We start from the raw sequence: 16,381 nt of genomic DNA on the forward strand, positions 1-16,381 counted from the left end.
ATGACGATCCAGACCGGCATCCGCCTGACGGCCGACGCGAGCGGCCTGGTCACGACGCTGGACGGCGGCGCGGCGGCGGTGAACCGCCTCGGGCAGTCCGGAACCCAGGCGCAGACCGGTCTCAACCAGGCGGCCCTCGCAAGCGACCGCCTGGGCGACGAGGCGCGCCAGTCGGCCCAGGGCCTGGCCGCCCAGCGCCAAGCGCTCCAGCGCAGCGACGCCGCGGCGCGGGACGCCTCGCGCCGACTGGCGACGACCACGACCGGTTCGCGCAACATGGGCTTCGCGGCGCAGAATGCGGCCTTTCAGCTGGGCGACATGGCCGTCCAGATCGGCGGCGGCACCTCCGCCATGCGCGCCATGTCGCAGCAGCTGCCGCAGCTGCTCGGCGGCTTCGGGGTCTGGGGCGCGGTGATCGGCGCGGTGGTCGCGGTCGGCGGCGCTCTTGCGCCGATGCTGCTGGACATTGAGAGCGCATCTGACAGAGCGGCCGACGCCACCGATGCGTTGGCGGACGCGCTCGACCGAGCAGAGGAGTTGGTCGGCGACCAAGCCGAGAAGGTTCGGGACCTTGCCCGTGCCTATGCCGAAGCGGCCCAAGCACAGCGTCTGTTGATTGAAGCCGACTTCGTTGTCGAAATGGCGCAAATCAGAGACGGGATCGAGGAGCAAACCCGGGCCATTCAGGCGGCGGGAGACGAGCTGGCGTCCACTCTGGCGCTTCGCGCTGGTCGACTAGATGGGGGGCAAGCGCAAGGCCCAATCTTTCCCGGAGGCGAATTGGAGGACGAACAGGCCCGCCGCCTACTCGGCGCCCTAGAGTCTTTCGACGCTGGGGCGGGTGTCGAGGGCGTGGAGCAGTTGGGCGAAGCTCTCGCGACCCTGACGGTAGAGCTGGACGGAACGTCCCCTGCCTTCACGCGCTTCGCTGATCAGGTGCTGGAGCAGGTTCGGCAGGTTCTGGACGGTACCCAGAGCCTTGAGGAGATGCAGGCCACACTGGCGTCGCTCCAGGAAGACGCCGCTGCCTTCGCGGAGTCGGTCGACCCGGAAGTCGCCCAGCAGACGCAGCAGCGCGCCGACCAGGCCGCGCGGGCCGTCGAGGCGCTGCGCGAGCGGATCGCCGACCTGCGGCTGGAGGCCGAGGTCACGACCGGGAGCTTGAGCGAGATCGAGGGCCAGGTCATGACGGCCGCCCTGGCGCTGCAGGACGCGGGCGTCGCCACCGGGACCGCCACGGAGCTGCTGGAGTCCTACCGCTTCGCGCTCGAACAGGTGGAGATCGCGGAGAGCCGTCAGGAGGCGCGCGAGCGTCACGTCGAGGCGGTCAAGGCCATCGGCCAGGCCCACGCGGCGCTGCAACCGCAGTTGGAGCAGTCCCGCGCGGCCGCCGAAGCCTGGCGCGACGAGCAGCTGGCGAACCTTGACGAGACGGCCGAAGGCTACGAGGGCTATGTCGGCCAGGTGGAGGAGGTCTTTCAGCGCCGCCTGGCCGACGCGCTGGACCAGAACCTGCGCGACTCGCGTCACTGGCGCGACGGCGTGGTGCGCGCGCTCCAGGATTACGAAGAGGCGGCGAGCGATGCCGGCGCCAACGCGGCCAGCGCCATGACCGGCTCCATGCGCGCGATCGAGGACGCGCTGGTCGACGGCGTCGAGTCTGTCTCCGATTTTGTCGACGCGATCCGCAGGGAATTCCAGCGCGCGGCGATCAGGTCGACCATCACCGGCCCGCTGGCCGGCTTTTTTGAGCAGTCCCTCGGCGGCTTCTTCGGGGGGCTCTTCGGCGGCGGTGGGTCGGGCGGTGGTGGCGGCGGCACCTCCATGGCGCTCTTCCATGAAGGCGGCTTGGTCGGCGAGACCCTGGCGCCGCGCAAGGCCGTCGACCCGGCTCTTTTCATTGGCGCGCGGCGCTACCATCGCGGCGGCCTGGTCAGCGACGAAATGCCGATCGTCGCGCGGATCGGCGAAGAAGTGCTGACCGAGGCCGACCCGCGCCACCGCCGCAACCTGGGGCGCGGAGGCTCGGCTGGCGCTGCTCCGGAGGGCGGCGGGACCGTCGTCATCATCGAGGACCGCCGGGGCGCCGAGGCCGCGCCGATCCAGCAGGAACAACGGACGCGCGGCGACGGGACCCGCGAGCTGAAGCTCGTCATCCGGGGCGAGATGCGCGAGGCGATCGATAGCGGCGCCCTCGACGGCCCGATGGAGCGCAACTACGGGGTGGCGCGCAGGCCCCGGGGAGGCTTGTGATGGCGACGCCCGTCTGGCCGGCCGGCCTGCCCGAGTCCCCCCTCAAGGGCTACCGCGTCAGGTGGCCGGATCAGGTGCTCCGCAGCCAGATGGACTCGGGCCGCAGCAAGCGCCGCCGCCGCTCGCGCTACGAGCCGCGGGTCTTCGAGATCACGCTGGACCTCAAGGCGCACCCCGACCCGGCGCAGGACCAGCTGGCGATCTGGCGCGCCTTCTTCGAAGACACGCTGGCCTACGGCGCCCTGGCCTTCGACTGGATCGACCCGGACGACGGCGCCGCGCTGCGCTTCCAGATCCGCACCGATCGCGAGCCGAGGACCACGCGCCAGGGGTCCGTTCATCTTCTGCAGCTGACCCTGGAGGCCGTGTCGTGACCGAGATCTCCGACCGCTTGACCCAGGCCATGACGGCCGAGGAGACGGCCGAGGAAGAGATCGTGCTGGCCACCCTCAGCCATGCCGGCGTGCCGGCGCCGATACGGATCTGCGGCCATACCGAAAACCTCGAGTCACGCGGCGAGACCTATATCGCGCTGCCGTTCGAGATCGTCCTCGAGTCCTCGGCCGAGGACGAGCCGCCGAGGGCGCAGGTGCGGATAGACGATCCGCAGAACGACCTGGTGCCCTATGTGCGCCAGGCCTCGGGACGCATCGACGTGCTGGTCGAGGTGGTGCTGGTAGCAACGCCCGATGTCGTCGAGCTGGGACCCTTCCGCTACCAGTGGGTCCAGGTCGAGCGCCCTGCCAATTCGACCCTTTGGCAGGGGGAGCTGGTCAGCGAGGACATCCTCAACAGCCGCTTCCCCGCCGACGCCTTCACGCCGGCCAGCAATCCGGGGCTTTTCTCGTGAGGCTCCAGAGCGATCCCCGCGCCCTGCCGGCTTGGGCCGACAGCTATATCGGTATCCCCTTCGCCGAGGTCGATCGCGGCCGCGCCGGCACCCACTGTTACGGACTCGTCTCTCTGGTGGCGCGCGAACGCTTCGGGCTGACCTTGCCGCCCGAGCCCGACGGGTCCGACCCCCACGAGCTGGCGCGCAATGCCACGGCCTTCATGAACGCGGCGCTGGACTTCGCCGAGATCCCGCTGGGCCAGGAGGCGCCCGGCGACATCGCGCTGCTGCGCCACGGCGGCTGCGCGTCCCACGTCGGCGTCGTCATCGCGTCCGGCTGGATGCTGCATCTCGAGCGCGCCACCCGCTGCCTGCCGGAGCGCCTGGCGGAGCGCCTCTGGTCCCGCCGCCTCGTCGGCCTCTACCGTCATCCGGATCTCGCCAGCTCGGCCAGGGTGGCGGCATGACCGGACTTGTCCCCATCGAGGCGCCCCCGACCGAAGTGTCCCCGACCGGAGCGCCACTGCAGCTGCGGGTCGCGACCTGGCCCTTCAACGTCGAGGCCTTCGACGCCCCCGTCGCGCCCGGCGACACCCTGGAGGAGCTGCTGCGCCGCGCCGGCTTGCCCGAGCGGCTCTGGAACCAGGCCCGCGTGATCCTGGCCGACCCCGAGTGGCGCGCGCCGCCCGAGGTGATCCCGCGCTGGAGCGAGGTCGCCGGCCGGCGCGTGAACCTCTGGCGGACCGTGCGGCCCAAGCCCGGCCTGCGGGTCGAGGTCGCGCTGCTGCCGCGCGGCGGCGGGGGCGGCGGCAAGACGCCCTTGCGCATCGTCCTCACGCTGGCGGTGATCGCCGCCTCCTTCGCGGCGCCGGCCCTGCTTGGCCCGACGCTGGCCAGCACGACGATCGTCGGTACCCTGACGGTCGGCAGCCTGGTCACGACGGTGGTGGGTGCTGTCGGCATGCTGGCGGTCAACGCCCTGGTCCCGGCGCCGACGCCGCGCGGCCCGCAGCTGGCCGGCCCGGTCGGGCGCACCGGCACCGATCCGCTGGTCCCGACCATCACGGGCATCAGCAACGCCCGCGCGCGCTACGGCGCCAAGCCCTGGATCGTCGGGCGCATGAAGGTCTTTCCGCCGCTGGCCGCGGAGTACTACACGACGACGGAGCGCGGCCGGCGCGTCTTCTATGGGCTCTTCGAGGTCGGCTACGGCCCGCTGCGCATCGAGGATCTTCGGCTCGGCAACACGCCTCTGGCCGACCTCGACGACGTGCAGGTCGAGATCTGCGCCGGCTATCCCGACGAGCCGCCGCCGAGCCTCTACCCCTTCGATGTCGCCCAGGCCGGCCTGCAGGTCGAGGTCACGGCCGCGGGCGGCTGGGTGACCCGCACCATGCCGCAAGCCGGCACCCGACTGTCGATCGACATCCAGCTGCCGCAGCTCGCCTTCTTCAACGACGACGGCAGCCGTAGCGCGCTGACCGTCGAGTTCGATCTGGAGTACCGCCAGCTCGGCGGCCCCTGGCGCCCGCTCGCGCAGTCTCAGGCCGTCGCTGCGCAAAGCAGCGCGCCCTTGACGAACGTCGCAGAGGTGCGCCGACGGCGCGCGCCGGGCGAGTCGGGCGGCGAGATCGAGTACAGCCTCGAGGTTTCGCGCCGCACCAAGGTCTGGCGCGGCGCCATCGATGTCCGCACCGGCGCGCTCAAGATCGCCGAAGGCGACGGCAGTCAGACCTTCCCCGACGGCCTGCAGATCTTTTCGCTGACTCGCACGACCAGTTGGACGCTTGCCGGCTCCAGCGCCGTGACCGTCTCCGACTCCGCCGTGCTGACCGACGTGCGCCCACCACCCCAGAAAGCCGCTGGCCACTTCGCGCCCGTGTGGGACGGTACGCGGGTGACCGTCGCGGCCGGCGCTGTCTCGCCGCCCCCGATCGTGGTCAGCGGCAACAGCACAAATGGCGTGTGGGAGACGGTCGGGTGGCAACCGGCCGAAGGCCGCGGCCTCTACGAGATCCGCCTGCGCCGCCTGACGCCCGACGCGACCAACGATCGCCAGCGCGACGTATCGTTCCTGGCGGCCTTGCGGGTGGTCGACGAGACCCGGCCCGCCGTCCGCGACCGCGGCTTCGCGTTGATCGCGCTGCGAGTGGAAGGCACCGAGCAGCTGCAGGGCCTCCTCGACCAGCTGAGCTGCGTCGCGACTTCGATCCGGCCGGTCTGGGACGGGACCGATTGGGAGTGGCGACCGACCCGCACCGCCGCCTGGTCCTTCATCGAGGCGCTGCGGGGGCGCGGTAGCCAGCAGCGCGCCCGTGTCGAGGAGATCGACCTGGAGGGCCTGCGCGCCTGGGCGCTCGACGACGAGGCCGAGGGGCGCTGCGTCGATCTGACGATCGAGAGCTTCGGCACGCTGGAGCAGTGCCTGCGGCGCATCGCCAACGCCGCCCGCGCGGATCTCGACCGGGTCGACGGCCGCTACACCGTCCTGCGCGACTTGCCGCAGCCGGTACGGCGCCAGCTCTTCGGTCCGGACAACTCCTGGGGCTTCAGGTACGTGAAGCGCTTTCCCGAGCAACCCGACGCGGTCCGCGCGCTCTTTCTCAATCCCGAGGCCGGCTGGCAGCAGGACGAGATCGTCGTCTACGCCGAGGGCCGCGACGAGACCACCGCGCGGGTGATCGTCGAGCAGCCCTTCGACGGCGTGACCGACGCGCGCTTCGTCTACAAGGACGTGCGCCGCCAACTGGCCGAATTGGTCCTGCGCAGCGAGACCTTCACCTTCCAGACCGACTGGGAAAACCGCCTGGTCAACCGGGGCGACCGGGTCGGCATCGCGCACCCGGTCATCCTCGTGGGTCTGGGCAGCGGCCGTGTCCGGAGGCTCTTGACCACGCCCGTGACCGGTGGCGACCAGGTCGACGGCCTGGTCCTGGACGTGGAGGTCGAGGTGGAGATCGGCGTGACCTACGGCCTGAAGGTCCGCAAGGCCGACGCAACCGAGCTGGTAATCGAGCTGTCGGCCGTGCCGGGCGTTACGCGGACGTTGCTCTTCACCGCGCCCATCCCGCCCGGCCAGCCGGCACCGGAGGAAGGCGACCTGGCCTTCTTCGGCGAAGCCGGTCTCGAGACCGTCGACGCCGTCGTCAAGAACCGCTGGATGGCCGAGGACCTGACCGCGACGATCGAGTGCGTCCCGGCCGCGCCCGAACTGCACGTCCTCGACGGCGCGGCGATCCCGCCGATCCGCAGCGGCATCACTCTGCCGCCCGACTTCGTCGGTCTGAGGCCGCCGCCGAAGCCGGCGATCCAGGCCATAGTGAGCGATGAAACGGTCCTGTTACGCGGCTCGGACGGGTCGCTCTCGCCGCGCATCCTGGTGACCCTGGTGGCGACCGGCGGCCGCGGCGGCCAGGCGACCAGCTGGCAGGCCCGCGCGCGCCTGCTCGGCGCCAGCGACTGGGATTCGGATCTGCGCGCGGCGGCCGAGGCGCCCGCGCTCTATATCGACGGCGTCCGTCAAAGCGCGGTTTATGAACTCCAGATCCGCGGCCTGAACCGCAACGGCCAGCCCTCGGACTGGACGGCATCCGTCGAGCACCGCGTCGTCGGCAAGTCGAGCCTGCCGCCCGACGTCCCCTCGCTCTGGCGCGAGACGAGCCATGTGATCTGGCCCTACGAGGCGCCGCTCGACCTCGCGGGCTTCCTGGTTCGCGTGATTTCGGGGCGGCGCGGCACCTGGGAGTTGGGAGAGCCCGCCCACGCCGGCATCTTGACCGAACGTCGGATTCCCATCGATCAGCTGGGAAGCGGCCCGCGCACGGTCCTGGTCCGGGCGGTCGACGTGGCCGGAAACCTCTCGGCCGGCGCGGCGATGCTGCAGCTCGATCTCGGCGACCCGCTGGTCGCAAATGTGGTGCTGGAACGGCCGATCGATCTGGCGGCCGAAGGCACCCTGACGGACGGCGCCCGTCTCGACGGCGAGCTGCGCGCGGCCGACGACGGCGCGGCCTATCTGGTCAACGACGACGCGCCTTACCTGCCCGAACCCCAGGCGGACTATCTGCCGATCGCCTGGCGGGAGATGGCCTTCGCCTTCGGCTTCTCGCCGCCGCGTGACGCCGTGCCTTCGGCGCTGTCTCTGGACTCCGACATCGAGGCCGGCGCCTGGCGCGTCGAGTACGTCACCGGCGGCGACGGCGCCTATCTGCCGGACGGCCTGGCGCCCTACCTGCCGGACGGCGCGGCGCCCTACCTGGAGCCGCCCGGCCCGCTGGCGCCCTGGCCCGGCAGCCTGCCGGCCGTAGCGCGGCGCTACGATCTGCGCGTCACGACGGCGGCCGATGCCCAGCGCGGCGTGATCCGCCGCCTGCGGCTCCTCTTCGACGTGCCCGACCAAAGAGAGGCGCTGAACGACGTGGCTGTCGCGCCAGCGCCGACGCGCCTGCCGACCGCGAAGAGCTGGCGGCGCATCACCCACGTCAATCTCACTTTGCAGGACGACGGCGGCGGCGCCGCCAGCCTGCGTCTGCTCGACCGCGCGATCGAGGGACCGCTTGTCGATGCCCGCGACGCGGCCGGTCAGCCCGTGGCCGCCACGATCGACGCCGAGATTTTGGGAGTACCAGCCACATGACCACCTTGCCCGAGGCCGCCTTCTTTACCGGCCAGATCACCAACGCCCAGGCGAAAGCGGCCCAGGACGATCTGCTCGCCGTGGTCCGCGAGCTGCCGGGCGGCAGCGCGCGCACGACCCTGACCATCGCGGCCGGGCGCATCGTCCCGGCCGCCGCCCTCCACCTCGTCGACACGGAAGGCCAGACGGCGGCCGACACGCTGGAGCGGATCGGGACGGACACGCACCCGCCCGGCCGCTTGCTGCTGATCGCGGGCGCCGATCCCGGCCGGGCGGTCACGGTCCAGCACGATACGCTCGCGGCGGCCGAGGGTATCGACTTGCTGGATGGCCAGGACCTGCTGCTCGACAGCCTGGCCAAATGGCTGCTGCTCGAACAGCGCGCCGGTCGCTGGGTGGAGCTGCAGCGCGCGCCGGCCTGCGGGCTGGATCTGGCGGGCGCCGGTCTGCGGCGGGTCTCCGCGATCAACCAAGGTCCTCTCGGCGGCTTTCGCAACCTCTTGATCAACCCCCGCGGCCAGATCAATCAGCGCGGCTACGTGGGCGGGGCGGCAACCGCGTCGCCGAACGCCTACACGCTCGACCGCTGGCGGGTCGTCGTGTCGGGGCAGTCGCTCTCCTGGGTGGACAGCGAGGGAACCCGGACCGTCACGGCGCCGGCCGGAGGCGTCGAGCAGGTGATCGAGGGCGCCAGCATCGTCACGGGACCCTACGTCATCAGCTGGATCGGCTCCGCAACCTGCACCGTCAATGGCGTGGCACGGGCCAACGGAGAGAGCTTTACGCTCACAGGCGGAAGCAATGCGACCGTCCGCTTTTCAAGCGGTAGCTTCAGCCTCCCCCAGCTGGAGCCCGGTGACAGCCCGACACCCTTCGAGCCGAGGCCCATCGCGACAGAAGTCACGCTCTGTCAGAGGTACTATCAGCAGTACCGCGATCTGGTTGATCGCGGCCATAACCCGAACACGCCGGCAGGGTTTGCCACCATCTGCATCGCTTTCGCAGTCTCGATGCGAGCCACGCCCGCGTTGGGGATCAGCGCCTCGACCATACTGCTCAGTACCTCCGTCCAGGTCGATGAGCTGACGCTAGAAGCTTGCACGATCCGCAGCTCGTTTTCGGCGGGACAATCCGGCGACTATCTGCTGAGAGCGCGGCTCACTTTGGACGCGGAGTTGTAACCATGCCGATCACAGCACGCTATGCCGACCCCGAGGGGACGCTGATCGTCGCCGAAATTGACGGCAAGACGCTTCACGTCCCGATCGACCAGGCCAACCGCCACTATGCGCGCATCATTGGCGAAAGCGTCGAGATCGCCGCCTATGAGCCACCACCGCCTGAAGTGCCGGCGATCGTCAGCCGCTATCAAGGTCGGCAAGCCCTCCGCGACGCAGGGCTCTTCGACCAGGTCGTCGCGCTGGTGAACGATCCCGCGACGGCCGAGGAGGTGCGTGTTAGGTGGGAGGATCTCACCGTCTTCGAGCGCCACTCGCCGCTGATTGCCGCGCTCGCGCCGAGTCTCGGCCTGTCAAAGGCCGAGGTGGACGCGCTCTTCGTCGCGGCGGCGGCGATCGAATGACGGAGCTGCCAGCGGCCGGCACTTTCAGCGATCCGGCGCGGCTCAACGCCGAGGCGAAGTTCGCGCAGGACCAGCTGCTCGGCGTCGTCGGCGAGCTGCTGGGCGGCGCCGCGCCGACCGTCCTTGGGATCGCGGCCGGCGCGATCGAGCCCACGCGCGCGGCGCACCTGGTCGCGACCTTCGCCGGCCAGGCGGCGGACACCCTCGACCGGATCGGCATCGAGACGCACCCGCTCGGCCGCACGCTGCTGCTGCTGCCGGCCGACCCGGCGCGCGTCGTCACGGTCGCGCACGATCCGGTCGGCATCGCCGAGGGTATCTGGCTGCACGAGGGCCGGGACGCCCAGCTCGGCCCCGAAGGCTCCTGGCTCTGGCTGCGCCGCGAGGCCAGCGGCTGGCGCGAGATCACGAGGCGCAGCGGTCTCGGTCTCGACCTGGCCGCCACTCCGGCCGAAGCGCGCGAACGCCTGCAGATCCAGACCGGCGCCACCGTGAACCTGATCGACAACGGCGACATGCGGGTCGCGCGCCGCAACGTCGGCTACGACCCAACGCCGGGCGTCGCCTCCTACGGCGCCTGCGACCGCTTCTATTTCTTCCAGCAGGGCGGGCAGCAGGGCGACTACCGGGTCCAGCAAGGCGATGCGAATGGCGAGTCTCACGTCTTTCTCCGCAGCGACAGCACCACGCCGCTGCCCGGCCTACAGCGCTTCGGCCAGGTCATCGAGACGGCGAACTGCGCACACCTGGCCGGCCGGCTTGTCACCCTGTCGTTCGAGGTCGATACGATCGGGGCCTTCCCGAACGACCTTAACGTGGTGATCTCCACCGGCACCGGCGAAGACGAAGGGGCGCAAGCTGTCGAGACGGGCGGTTGGACCAGCGGCAGCTCGCCGCTTGCCGAGACTATCCCCGCCGCCGGCCTCTCGAACGACTGGCAGACCTTCAGTTACAGCGTCACGCTGCCAATCCAGACCCGCGAAATCGCCGTCGCCTGGAACTGGGTCGATCCACCGGGCGGCAGCGTCGGCCTGCGTTTCCGCAACGTCCAGCTGGTCGAGGGCGGCGCGGTCGGGCCGTTCCAGCGCCGCCCGATCGCTCAGGAGATCGCGGCGGCCGGGCGCGATGCCTACGTCGCTCAGGCGGAGCAAGGCGTGGGCATGCCGCTCGGCTCCGGCTACGCACGGTCCAGCGCGCTCGCGTGGATCTTCGTCCCCTTCGCGCCGGCCCTCAGGGCCGCGCCGACAGGACTCACCGTGACCAACGTGGGCGGCCTGTACCTTCGCCGCGGCGGCGGCACGCTCAATGTCCAGAGCCTGACCTTCCTGGAGGCGGGGCGAGAGGGCGCGGTGGTGGAGGTTGCCCCCACCTCGGCCAGCCTCGCGCCCGGCGACGGCGCGATCCTTGCGCACGCCACCATCACGAGCCGGCTGATCTTCACGGGGAGCGAACTGTGACCGCCTATCGCTACCTCGACGCCGACAACACCCGCGTTGCCGACGACAACGGCTGGTCGGGCCTGGCCTCGGCCGTTCCACCGCAACCGGACGGCAGCCCGTCTGTCATCGCACCCTTCGCGCCGCCGGCGCCGACCCAGCAGGCGCTGCTCGAGGCGATCCGCGCCGAGGGCTCCCGCCGCCTGCTGGCGCTCACGCCCGACTACGAGCTGGCGGAGCGCGAGACCTGGCACCAGCAGGCGCGCGAGGCGCTGGCCCACGCGGCCGACCCTGCGACGCCCTGCATCCTGCTCTCGGCCATCGCCGCCCGGCGCGGCATCACGCTGGTCGCGATGGTGCAGCGCGTCCAGATGAAGGCGGCCGACTTCAACGCGGCGGCCGGCGCCGTACTGGGCGCCCAGCACGCCCTGGAGCTGGCGGCCCAGGCCGCGCAGACCCCGGCCGAGCTGGCGGCCATCGATCCGGCAGATCCTGCCGTCTGGCCGGCATGAGCGGCAAGCCGATCGCCCGCTGCCAGTGGCAGCGCGAGCCCGACCTGGCCGACTGCCTGGCGGCGCTGAATCTGACCGCAAAGCACCTGGCTCTGGCGAAGCTGGGCTACCGCCTGCAGCCGATCGAGGCCGAGCTGTCCGCCACCGGCCGCCTGACCGTCCGCGTGGCCTGGACCCTGGAGCGGCCGTGCGGCTGCGGCAGCCGTCCTGGAGCACGCCGCCGCAGCCGGATCGCGGAGACCGTGACCCTCGACCTGCGCGGCGCCGCCGCCTTCCGCGCGGCCGACCTCCTCACCCGCCGCGCTAAGCTGGAGGCGAGCCTGCAGGCTGTAGAGCCAGAGGAGAGAGCGGCGTGAGGTCAGTCATTGCGGAGGTCGAGATCGGGTCCGAGCATGTCAGTAAGCTCCTTTTGCTGGGCTACCATCCAGCTCTCAATCTCGTCACACGTGCTGACCCACTCTTCGAATTTCGGATGCTGTTGAGCGCCATTCCTATCGGCGACTATGTGGTTGGAGTAAAGCCGATAGAGGCGGGCCTTTTTCTGGATCTGCTCAAGAAGAGTGCGCACGCCAGTCTCAGCGAACAAGAATTGGACTTGTGGAAAGAATTCATCCAGCCGATCCACCAGTTCTGTCGCATGCGGAGTGCTCAATCGAAAGAACCCCCGCGTGATGGACATCGCCGTATCGTAAATCACCAGTCGGCGTTCGAAGAGATCCAGCTTGACCCGCCTCTCGTTGATACGTGTCTGAGCGTCTGCCGTGTGTTGAGCACTTCTCCAGATCGCTCTGGCTGTCCATGCTGCTGCGCCGACAGCGAGGAGTCCGATAAGCAGGCCGAAAAACTGTTCGAGCCACCACCTGACAGTCAGCGCATTCTCATCGGCCTGATCCTGTTCAGCGCTCCAAAAGCCTGCGCCGCCCTCTATCGCGTGCCGTTCTGCGGCGTCGTAGCGACCGGCCCAGTCGTCTCCGAGCGTGTAGAGCCGATGCACGAAGGCATGCCCACCCGCCAGCTGCAGCTCGCCCAAGTCCTCCGGCCCAGCCGGACCTGGAACGCTACAACGCGCCACCGGCAGCTGCGAGTCGACCTTGTCGACCAAAACACAGCGCAGCGGCCCTCGGCGCAACAGCGCGTCCAGCGCCGCCCGGCCCACCGGCCCTCGTGGGTCCGACATCTCCGGCGCGTCGATACCCCAAAGCCGAAGCCGCCGCCCTTCGAGCACAACGGTATCGCCGTCCAAGGCGATAGCTTCACCCTCGACGATCGTCGGCTCGGCCGCTACTTCCAGTGCGGCCTCTTCGGCCAAGGCGGGCACGGTCCAGATAAGCGCCATCAAGACGAGCATCGGTCGCATCGCCTCAGTCTTGCGGCAACCTTTGCGCGCCGTCCAGGAGTTTGCATTGAGGGATCGACCCGTCTTGGTCACCCCAGACCCAGACGGCCGAAGCAGCCGTGGCGAGCCTTAACTCGCTATCGAACCGAAGGCCTGAGCGGCACAGTACACGCCAGAAAAGAAACTGACCAGACTGCCAGTAGCCATAACAATCACGAAGTACCTCCGGCACTTCACCTTCGTATTGAGCGCCTCGATCTGATCTTTGATACCCTGCCCATCTGTTTTATCTGCATCTGCGATGTTTTTGTCTTTGATAGGCTGGTCGGCTTCAGGCTGGTCGGCTTCAGGCTGGTCGGCTTCAGGCTGGTCGGCTTCAGGCAGGTCGGCTTCAGGCAGGTCCGGCTTCTTAGGTTTTGCGTTGTACAGTTCTTCGACACCCTCGATCGCGCCTTGTTGGATAAGGTAAGCGACGCCAGCGGAGGTCATGCCGAGAAACACGCCTGCGCCGAACCATTTAAGCGCGGGATGCAACTGAGTAATCAGCTGCTGTCCCTGCTCTGCATCCGCACTCCAAATAGCGCCGACCAGTGTCAAAAGAATCACCAGTGCAGCGCCGTTGAAGAGCATGAGGCTTCGAAGCGCCAGAACTGCGAAGGTCATTGCTTCGCTCCGCATCACGTTGCCTGCATCCTGGCGCCAAGCGATGTCAGTGCTGTATTTGAGGTTGTAAAGCTCTCTATCTGCTTTCCAGCCCTCCAAATGGAGTTGAATCTGGGCTTTGTAGTGCTCCAGCTTCATTTGCCTCTGCAGCTCTTCTTCAGTCACGACACTTCATCCTCGGTGGCTTCGGCGATTGCCCGCTTGAGGTTGCGCATGCGCGACAGCAGCTGCGCGCCGCCGCCGCTGATCTCGGTCGGATGGCTGTATGGCGAGTTGTTCGCCTTAACAAAGTCCGAGATCCACTCTTCGCTTACGCTCCCCTGTTCCAGCAAAGCGACCAGCGCGTACTCCAGCGATTCGACACGCGCCTGCAGCCGCTCCACCTCGGCCGCCAGCTTCTCCTGTTCCATCCCGTGTTCCCCTGTTCAGCCGCACCGGCCGGCGGGGGCCAGGGCGCGCCAACGCCCTAAGCCGCGAGCCAGAGACTCGCACGATCTGACCGGCCGCATCAGGCCGCCCCGCCACCCCGATCGGGGCGGGACCAGTCTCGTGAGAATCCTTTATGGAGTCGATGCCTTTACAACCGGGCGAGCCCGTCTCGCCTTGCATGCCCGTTGCCCCCTACATCGGCGGCAAACGCAACCTCGCAAAGCGGCTCGTCCCGCTGATCGATGCTTTACCTTGCCAGACCTACGCCGAGCCCTTCGTCGGGCTCGGAGGTATCTTCCTGCGCCGCACACGCCGGCCACAGGCAGAGGTCATAAACGACCTGTCAGCAGACGTTTCGGGCCTGTTTCGCGTGCTGCAGCGCCACTACCAGGCCTTCCTCGATATGATCCGCTGGCAGATCACGACACGCTCGGAGTTCGAGCGCTTGGTGAAGCTCGATCCGGACAGCCTGACCGACCTGGAGCGGGCTGCTCGCTTCCTCTACCTCCAGCGCACGGCCTATGGCGGAAAGGTCAACGGCCGCAACTTCGGCGTGTCTGTCGGCCGCCCCGGCACCTTCGACATCACCAAGCTGGTTCCGCTGCTCGAAGCTCTCCACGAACGCCTCGCAGGTGTAGTCATCGAGCGCCTGCCCTACGACGCCTTCCTGACGAGATACGACAGGCCCGGCACGCTCTTCTATCTTGATCCGCCTTATGCCGGTGGAGAGCAGGATTACGGCCGCCGGCTGTTCCAACCCGCCGACTTCGAACGTCTGGCCGATCAGCTGGCCAGCTTAGCCGGCCGCTTCATCCTGTCCATCAACGACCGACCGGAGATGCGCCAAGTCTTCGGCCGCTTCGAGATTCTGGAGGTCCAGACGAGCTACTCCCTAAACCATGTCAAGAAAGGGCAGACCGCTGCTGAGCTGATCGTCACCGGCCCCGATACGTGGCGGCGGGAGCTGGGTCTGTGACTTTACCTCCGCCTGCCGCGACGGCGGCGTTACAGGCCGGTTTTCGCGCTGCAACAAGTGACCCCACTTTATGTGGCGCGGTGCCCCCATTTTAAGTGGCGCGCTACACTGTCGTTCGCGTCGAGAATCCGTTGTCCGTAACCACGGGCGAACAGGATGGAAGTGGCGTCCCCGGCAGGATTCGAACCTGCGACCCCAGGATTAGGAATCCTGTGCTCTATCCTGCTGAGCTACGGGGACCCGCAACAGATGCTGTAGGATCTTGGAATGCATCTAGGCAGGACGCAATCTGTCGTCTCGGAGCTTTCTGCGCAAGTCGTGAGAGCGGACCGGCCGACGCGGCCGGCCTACTGACCCGCTTCCCGCGCGGCGCGGGCTTGTCCGGCGGCGAGGTGGGGTCGCAGGGTCTCGATAAAGGCATAGACCGGCAGAGCGACGTTGGCCGCACGCTCGTCCCATTGCGGAATAATCACGCCACCCGGCTGCGGAAAGAAATCGCCTTTGACGATGGCGATCAGACGCGGACCGAGCGGACCGGATTTGGCGGTGCCGGCAGAGACGGCAGTGCTCGAGGGCGTCGCGACCGCCGCGGGTTCGGTCGGGTCGAGAAAGACGGGACCGCCGGAATTACCGACACGCACGGCGCAGTCCATGCGCCAGCCCGGGACAGAGCCCAGCTCTCTATAGAGGTTGCACGCGGGGTCGAGCAGAGCCGTTTCGCGTGGGCTCTCAGTCGGGTGCCCGACCAGCCGCAGGGCGTTGGGCTCCAGCGCCTTGATTTCGTCGAAGCCCAGCGGGGCCAGCTCCCACCAGCCCAGTTCGGCGCCGAGGCAATGCTCGAGTTCCAGCAAGGCCCAGTCGCCATGCACATGGGCATCCAGATCGCCCCAGGCCACCGGCCGCGCCGTGACCCGCCAAGTCCAAGGGAAGCTTCCACCTTCGGCCGCGCCGCCTTCTGCCGCCGTGGCCGCATCCCCAGACGCGCCGGATATCGCGCCGGCCGGTCGCGGCGGCCCGAACCAGAGGTGGCTCGGCTCGTCACTATTGGCCTGAGCGATACTGCGGAAGGCGGTGTGGTGAGCCGTCAGCGCATGACAGGGCCCGACCAGGGTTACCGTACCGAAGCGAAAATCGCGACCCGGCGTGGTCTGCGTGATCAGACCGACCGCCGCCCAGGGCGTACCGGGTAGGCGCTCGACGGCAACCCGGTCGTCCGTCTCGAAGATATTCGCCGACGCCGAGCCCGGCGCCGCGAGGGCGAGGGCGAAAGCGAGAGCCGCCAGAGGCGACAGAAGACCGGCGGGCTGCATGGCGAGGATTGCAGCGCCTTCGGCCGCGCAGGTCCAATCACCCATCGGTGAGCGGCGCGAAAGCCGGATCGGGGTCGGCGCCGCAGTGGCTGGCCCGTTTGAGCGCGGCGCCGGAGCGCCTCGATGTCCGCCTCGTTGGCGAGAGCGCGACCGTGGTTCGGGCGCATGATACTGGAGATCGCGCTGGCGACGCCCGCTTCGGTTTCGTCGTCGCCCTCCGGCGCCTTCACCGCTTCGTCGGCGGAGACGGCGTCGCTGAGCCGCCCCCCGGCCGAGGCACCATTCGTCGAGTCACCGGCCTGCCCTGCCGCAGCGCGCTCAGCCTGGGAGGCTGCGCTCCAGTTCCAGCCGGGCTGATCCGACTCAGCAGAACTCGCGCTAGCTCCCAGCAAGACAAGTCCGGCTAGCCCGCTCAT

At 68.9% G+C, this 16,381-nt stretch carries 15 protein-coding genes and 1 tRNA gene; 11 read left to right on the plus strand and 5 right to left on the minus strand.

What is annotated here, in order from left to right; all coding sequences use genetic code 11:
• Genes DBZ32_RS10435 through DBZ32_RS10475 form a run of 10 tightly spaced genes read left to right on the plus strand, consistent with a single transcriptional unit; the run spans position 1 to position 11,607 of the window.
• Complete coding sequence (locus tag DBZ32_RS10435) at positions 1-2,253, plus strand: phage tail tape measure C-terminal domain-containing protein (RefSeq protein ID WP_119167113.1); 2,253 nt, start codon at positions 1-3, stop codon at positions 2,251-2,253.
• Entirely contained in the window at positions 2,253-2,627 is a 375-nt protein-coding gene (locus DBZ32_RS10440) for a hypothetical protein (RefSeq protein WP_119167114.1), read from the plus strand. The genes DBZ32_RS10435 and DBZ32_RS10440 overlap by 1 nt, the downstream gene beginning before the upstream one ends.
• Positions 2,624-3,103, plus strand: a complete 480-nt coding sequence (locus DBZ32_RS22115; RefSeq protein WP_162906706.1) for a hypothetical protein — start codon at positions 2,624-2,626, stop codon at positions 3,101-3,103. Before DBZ32_RS10440 ends, DBZ32_RS22115 begins: the two co-directional genes overlap by 4 nt.
• Positions 3,100-3,552: an NlpC/P60 family protein gene (locus DBZ32_RS10445; RefSeq protein WP_162906707.1), complete on the plus strand. Its 453-nt coding sequence runs from the start codon at positions 3,100-3,102 to the stop codon at positions 3,550-3,552. Before DBZ32_RS22115 ends, DBZ32_RS10445 begins: the two co-directional genes overlap by 4 nt.
• Positions 3,549-7,721: a TipJ family phage tail tip protein gene (gene gpJ / locus DBZ32_RS10450; RefSeq protein ID WP_119167116.1), complete on the plus strand. Its 4,173-nt coding sequence runs from the start codon at positions 3,549-3,551 to the stop codon at positions 7,719-7,721. The genes DBZ32_RS10445 and gpJ overlap by 4 nt, the downstream gene beginning before the upstream one ends.
• A complete protein-coding gene (locus DBZ32_RS10455) occupies positions 7,718-8,902 on the plus strand; it encodes a hypothetical protein (protein WP_119167117.1) in 1,185 nt (394 codons plus the stop codon). Before gpJ ends, DBZ32_RS10455 begins: the two co-directional genes overlap by 4 nt.
• A gap of 2 nt (positions 8,903-8,904) precedes the next feature.
• Positions 8,905-9,303: a hypothetical protein gene (locus DBZ32_RS10460; RefSeq protein WP_119167118.1), complete on the plus strand. Its 399-nt coding sequence runs from the start codon at positions 8,905-8,907 to the stop codon at positions 9,301-9,303.
• The gene (locus tag DBZ32_RS10465) at positions 9,300-10,760 is read left to right on the plus strand and encodes a hypothetical protein (protein ID WP_119167119.1); all 1,461 of its coding nucleotides are present in this window, start codon (positions 9,300-9,302) and stop codon (positions 10,758-10,760) included. The genes DBZ32_RS10460 and DBZ32_RS10465 overlap by 4 nt, the downstream gene beginning before the upstream one ends.
• The gene (locus DBZ32_RS10470; protein ID WP_119167120.1) at positions 10,757-11,251 is read left to right on the plus strand and encodes a hypothetical protein; all 495 of its coding nucleotides are present in this window, start codon (positions 10,757-10,759) and stop codon (positions 11,249-11,251) included. Before DBZ32_RS10465 ends, DBZ32_RS10470 begins: the two co-directional genes overlap by 4 nt.
• Entirely contained in the window at positions 11,248-11,607 is a 360-nt protein-coding gene (locus DBZ32_RS10475; RefSeq protein WP_119167121.1) for a hypothetical protein, read from the plus strand. The genes DBZ32_RS10470 and DBZ32_RS10475 overlap by 4 nt, the downstream gene beginning before the upstream one ends.
• Positions 11,608-11,609: 2 nt before the next feature.
• Here DBZ32_RS10475 and DBZ32_RS10480 read toward each other — a convergent pair whose 3' ends face one another.
• The 3 genes from DBZ32_RS10480 to DBZ32_RS10490 all read right to left on the minus strand — a co-directional run bounded on the left by DBZ32_RS10480 (position 11,610) and on the right by DBZ32_RS10490 (position 13,660).
• The gene (locus DBZ32_RS10480) at positions 11,610-12,599 is read right to left on the minus strand and encodes a thermonuclease family protein (protein ID WP_119167122.1); all 990 of its coding nucleotides are present in this window, start codon (positions 12,597-12,599) and stop codon (positions 11,610-11,612) included.
• Between the two features lie 117 nt (positions 12,600-12,716).
• A complete protein-coding gene (locus tag DBZ32_RS10485) occupies positions 12,717-13,415 on the minus strand; it encodes a hypothetical protein (protein WP_119167123.1) in 699 nt (232 codons plus the stop codon).
• Positions 13,412-13,660 (minus strand): hypothetical protein, encoded by a 249-nt coding sequence (locus tag DBZ32_RS10490; RefSeq protein WP_119167124.1) that lies wholly within the window; start codon positions 13,658-13,660, stop codon positions 13,412-13,414. Before DBZ32_RS10490 ends, DBZ32_RS10485 begins: the two co-directional genes overlap by 4 nt.
• Before the next feature lie 161 nt (positions 13,661-13,821).
• On the opposite strand from DBZ32_RS10490, the gene DBZ32_RS10495 reads away from it, so the two are divergent.
• Complete coding sequence (locus tag DBZ32_RS10495; RefSeq protein ID WP_328587483.1) at positions 13,822-14,655, plus strand: DNA adenine methylase; 834 nt, start codon at positions 13,822-13,824, stop codon at positions 14,653-14,655.
• A 163-nt stretch (positions 14,656-14,818) separates the two neighbouring features.
• Here the strand turns inward: DBZ32_RS10495 and DBZ32_RS10500 are convergent.
• Together DBZ32_RS10500 and DBZ32_RS10505 are read right to left on the minus strand one after the other, a co-directional pair.
• Positions 14,819-14,895 (minus strand) — tRNA-Arg (locus DBZ32_RS10500).
• 107 nt (positions 14,896-15,002) lie between these two features.
• The gene (locus tag DBZ32_RS10505) at positions 15,003-16,010 is read right to left on the minus strand and encodes a trypsin-like serine peptidase (RefSeq protein WP_119167126.1); all 1,008 of its coding nucleotides are present in this window, start codon (positions 16,008-16,010) and stop codon (positions 15,003-15,005) included.
• Positions 16,011-16,381: the final 371 nt, after the last annotated feature.

The sequence above is a fragment of the Algihabitans albus genome (assembly GCF_003572205.1).
Lineage (GTDB): Bacteria > Pseudomonadota > Alphaproteobacteria > Kiloniellales > DSM-21159 > Algihabitans > Algihabitans albus.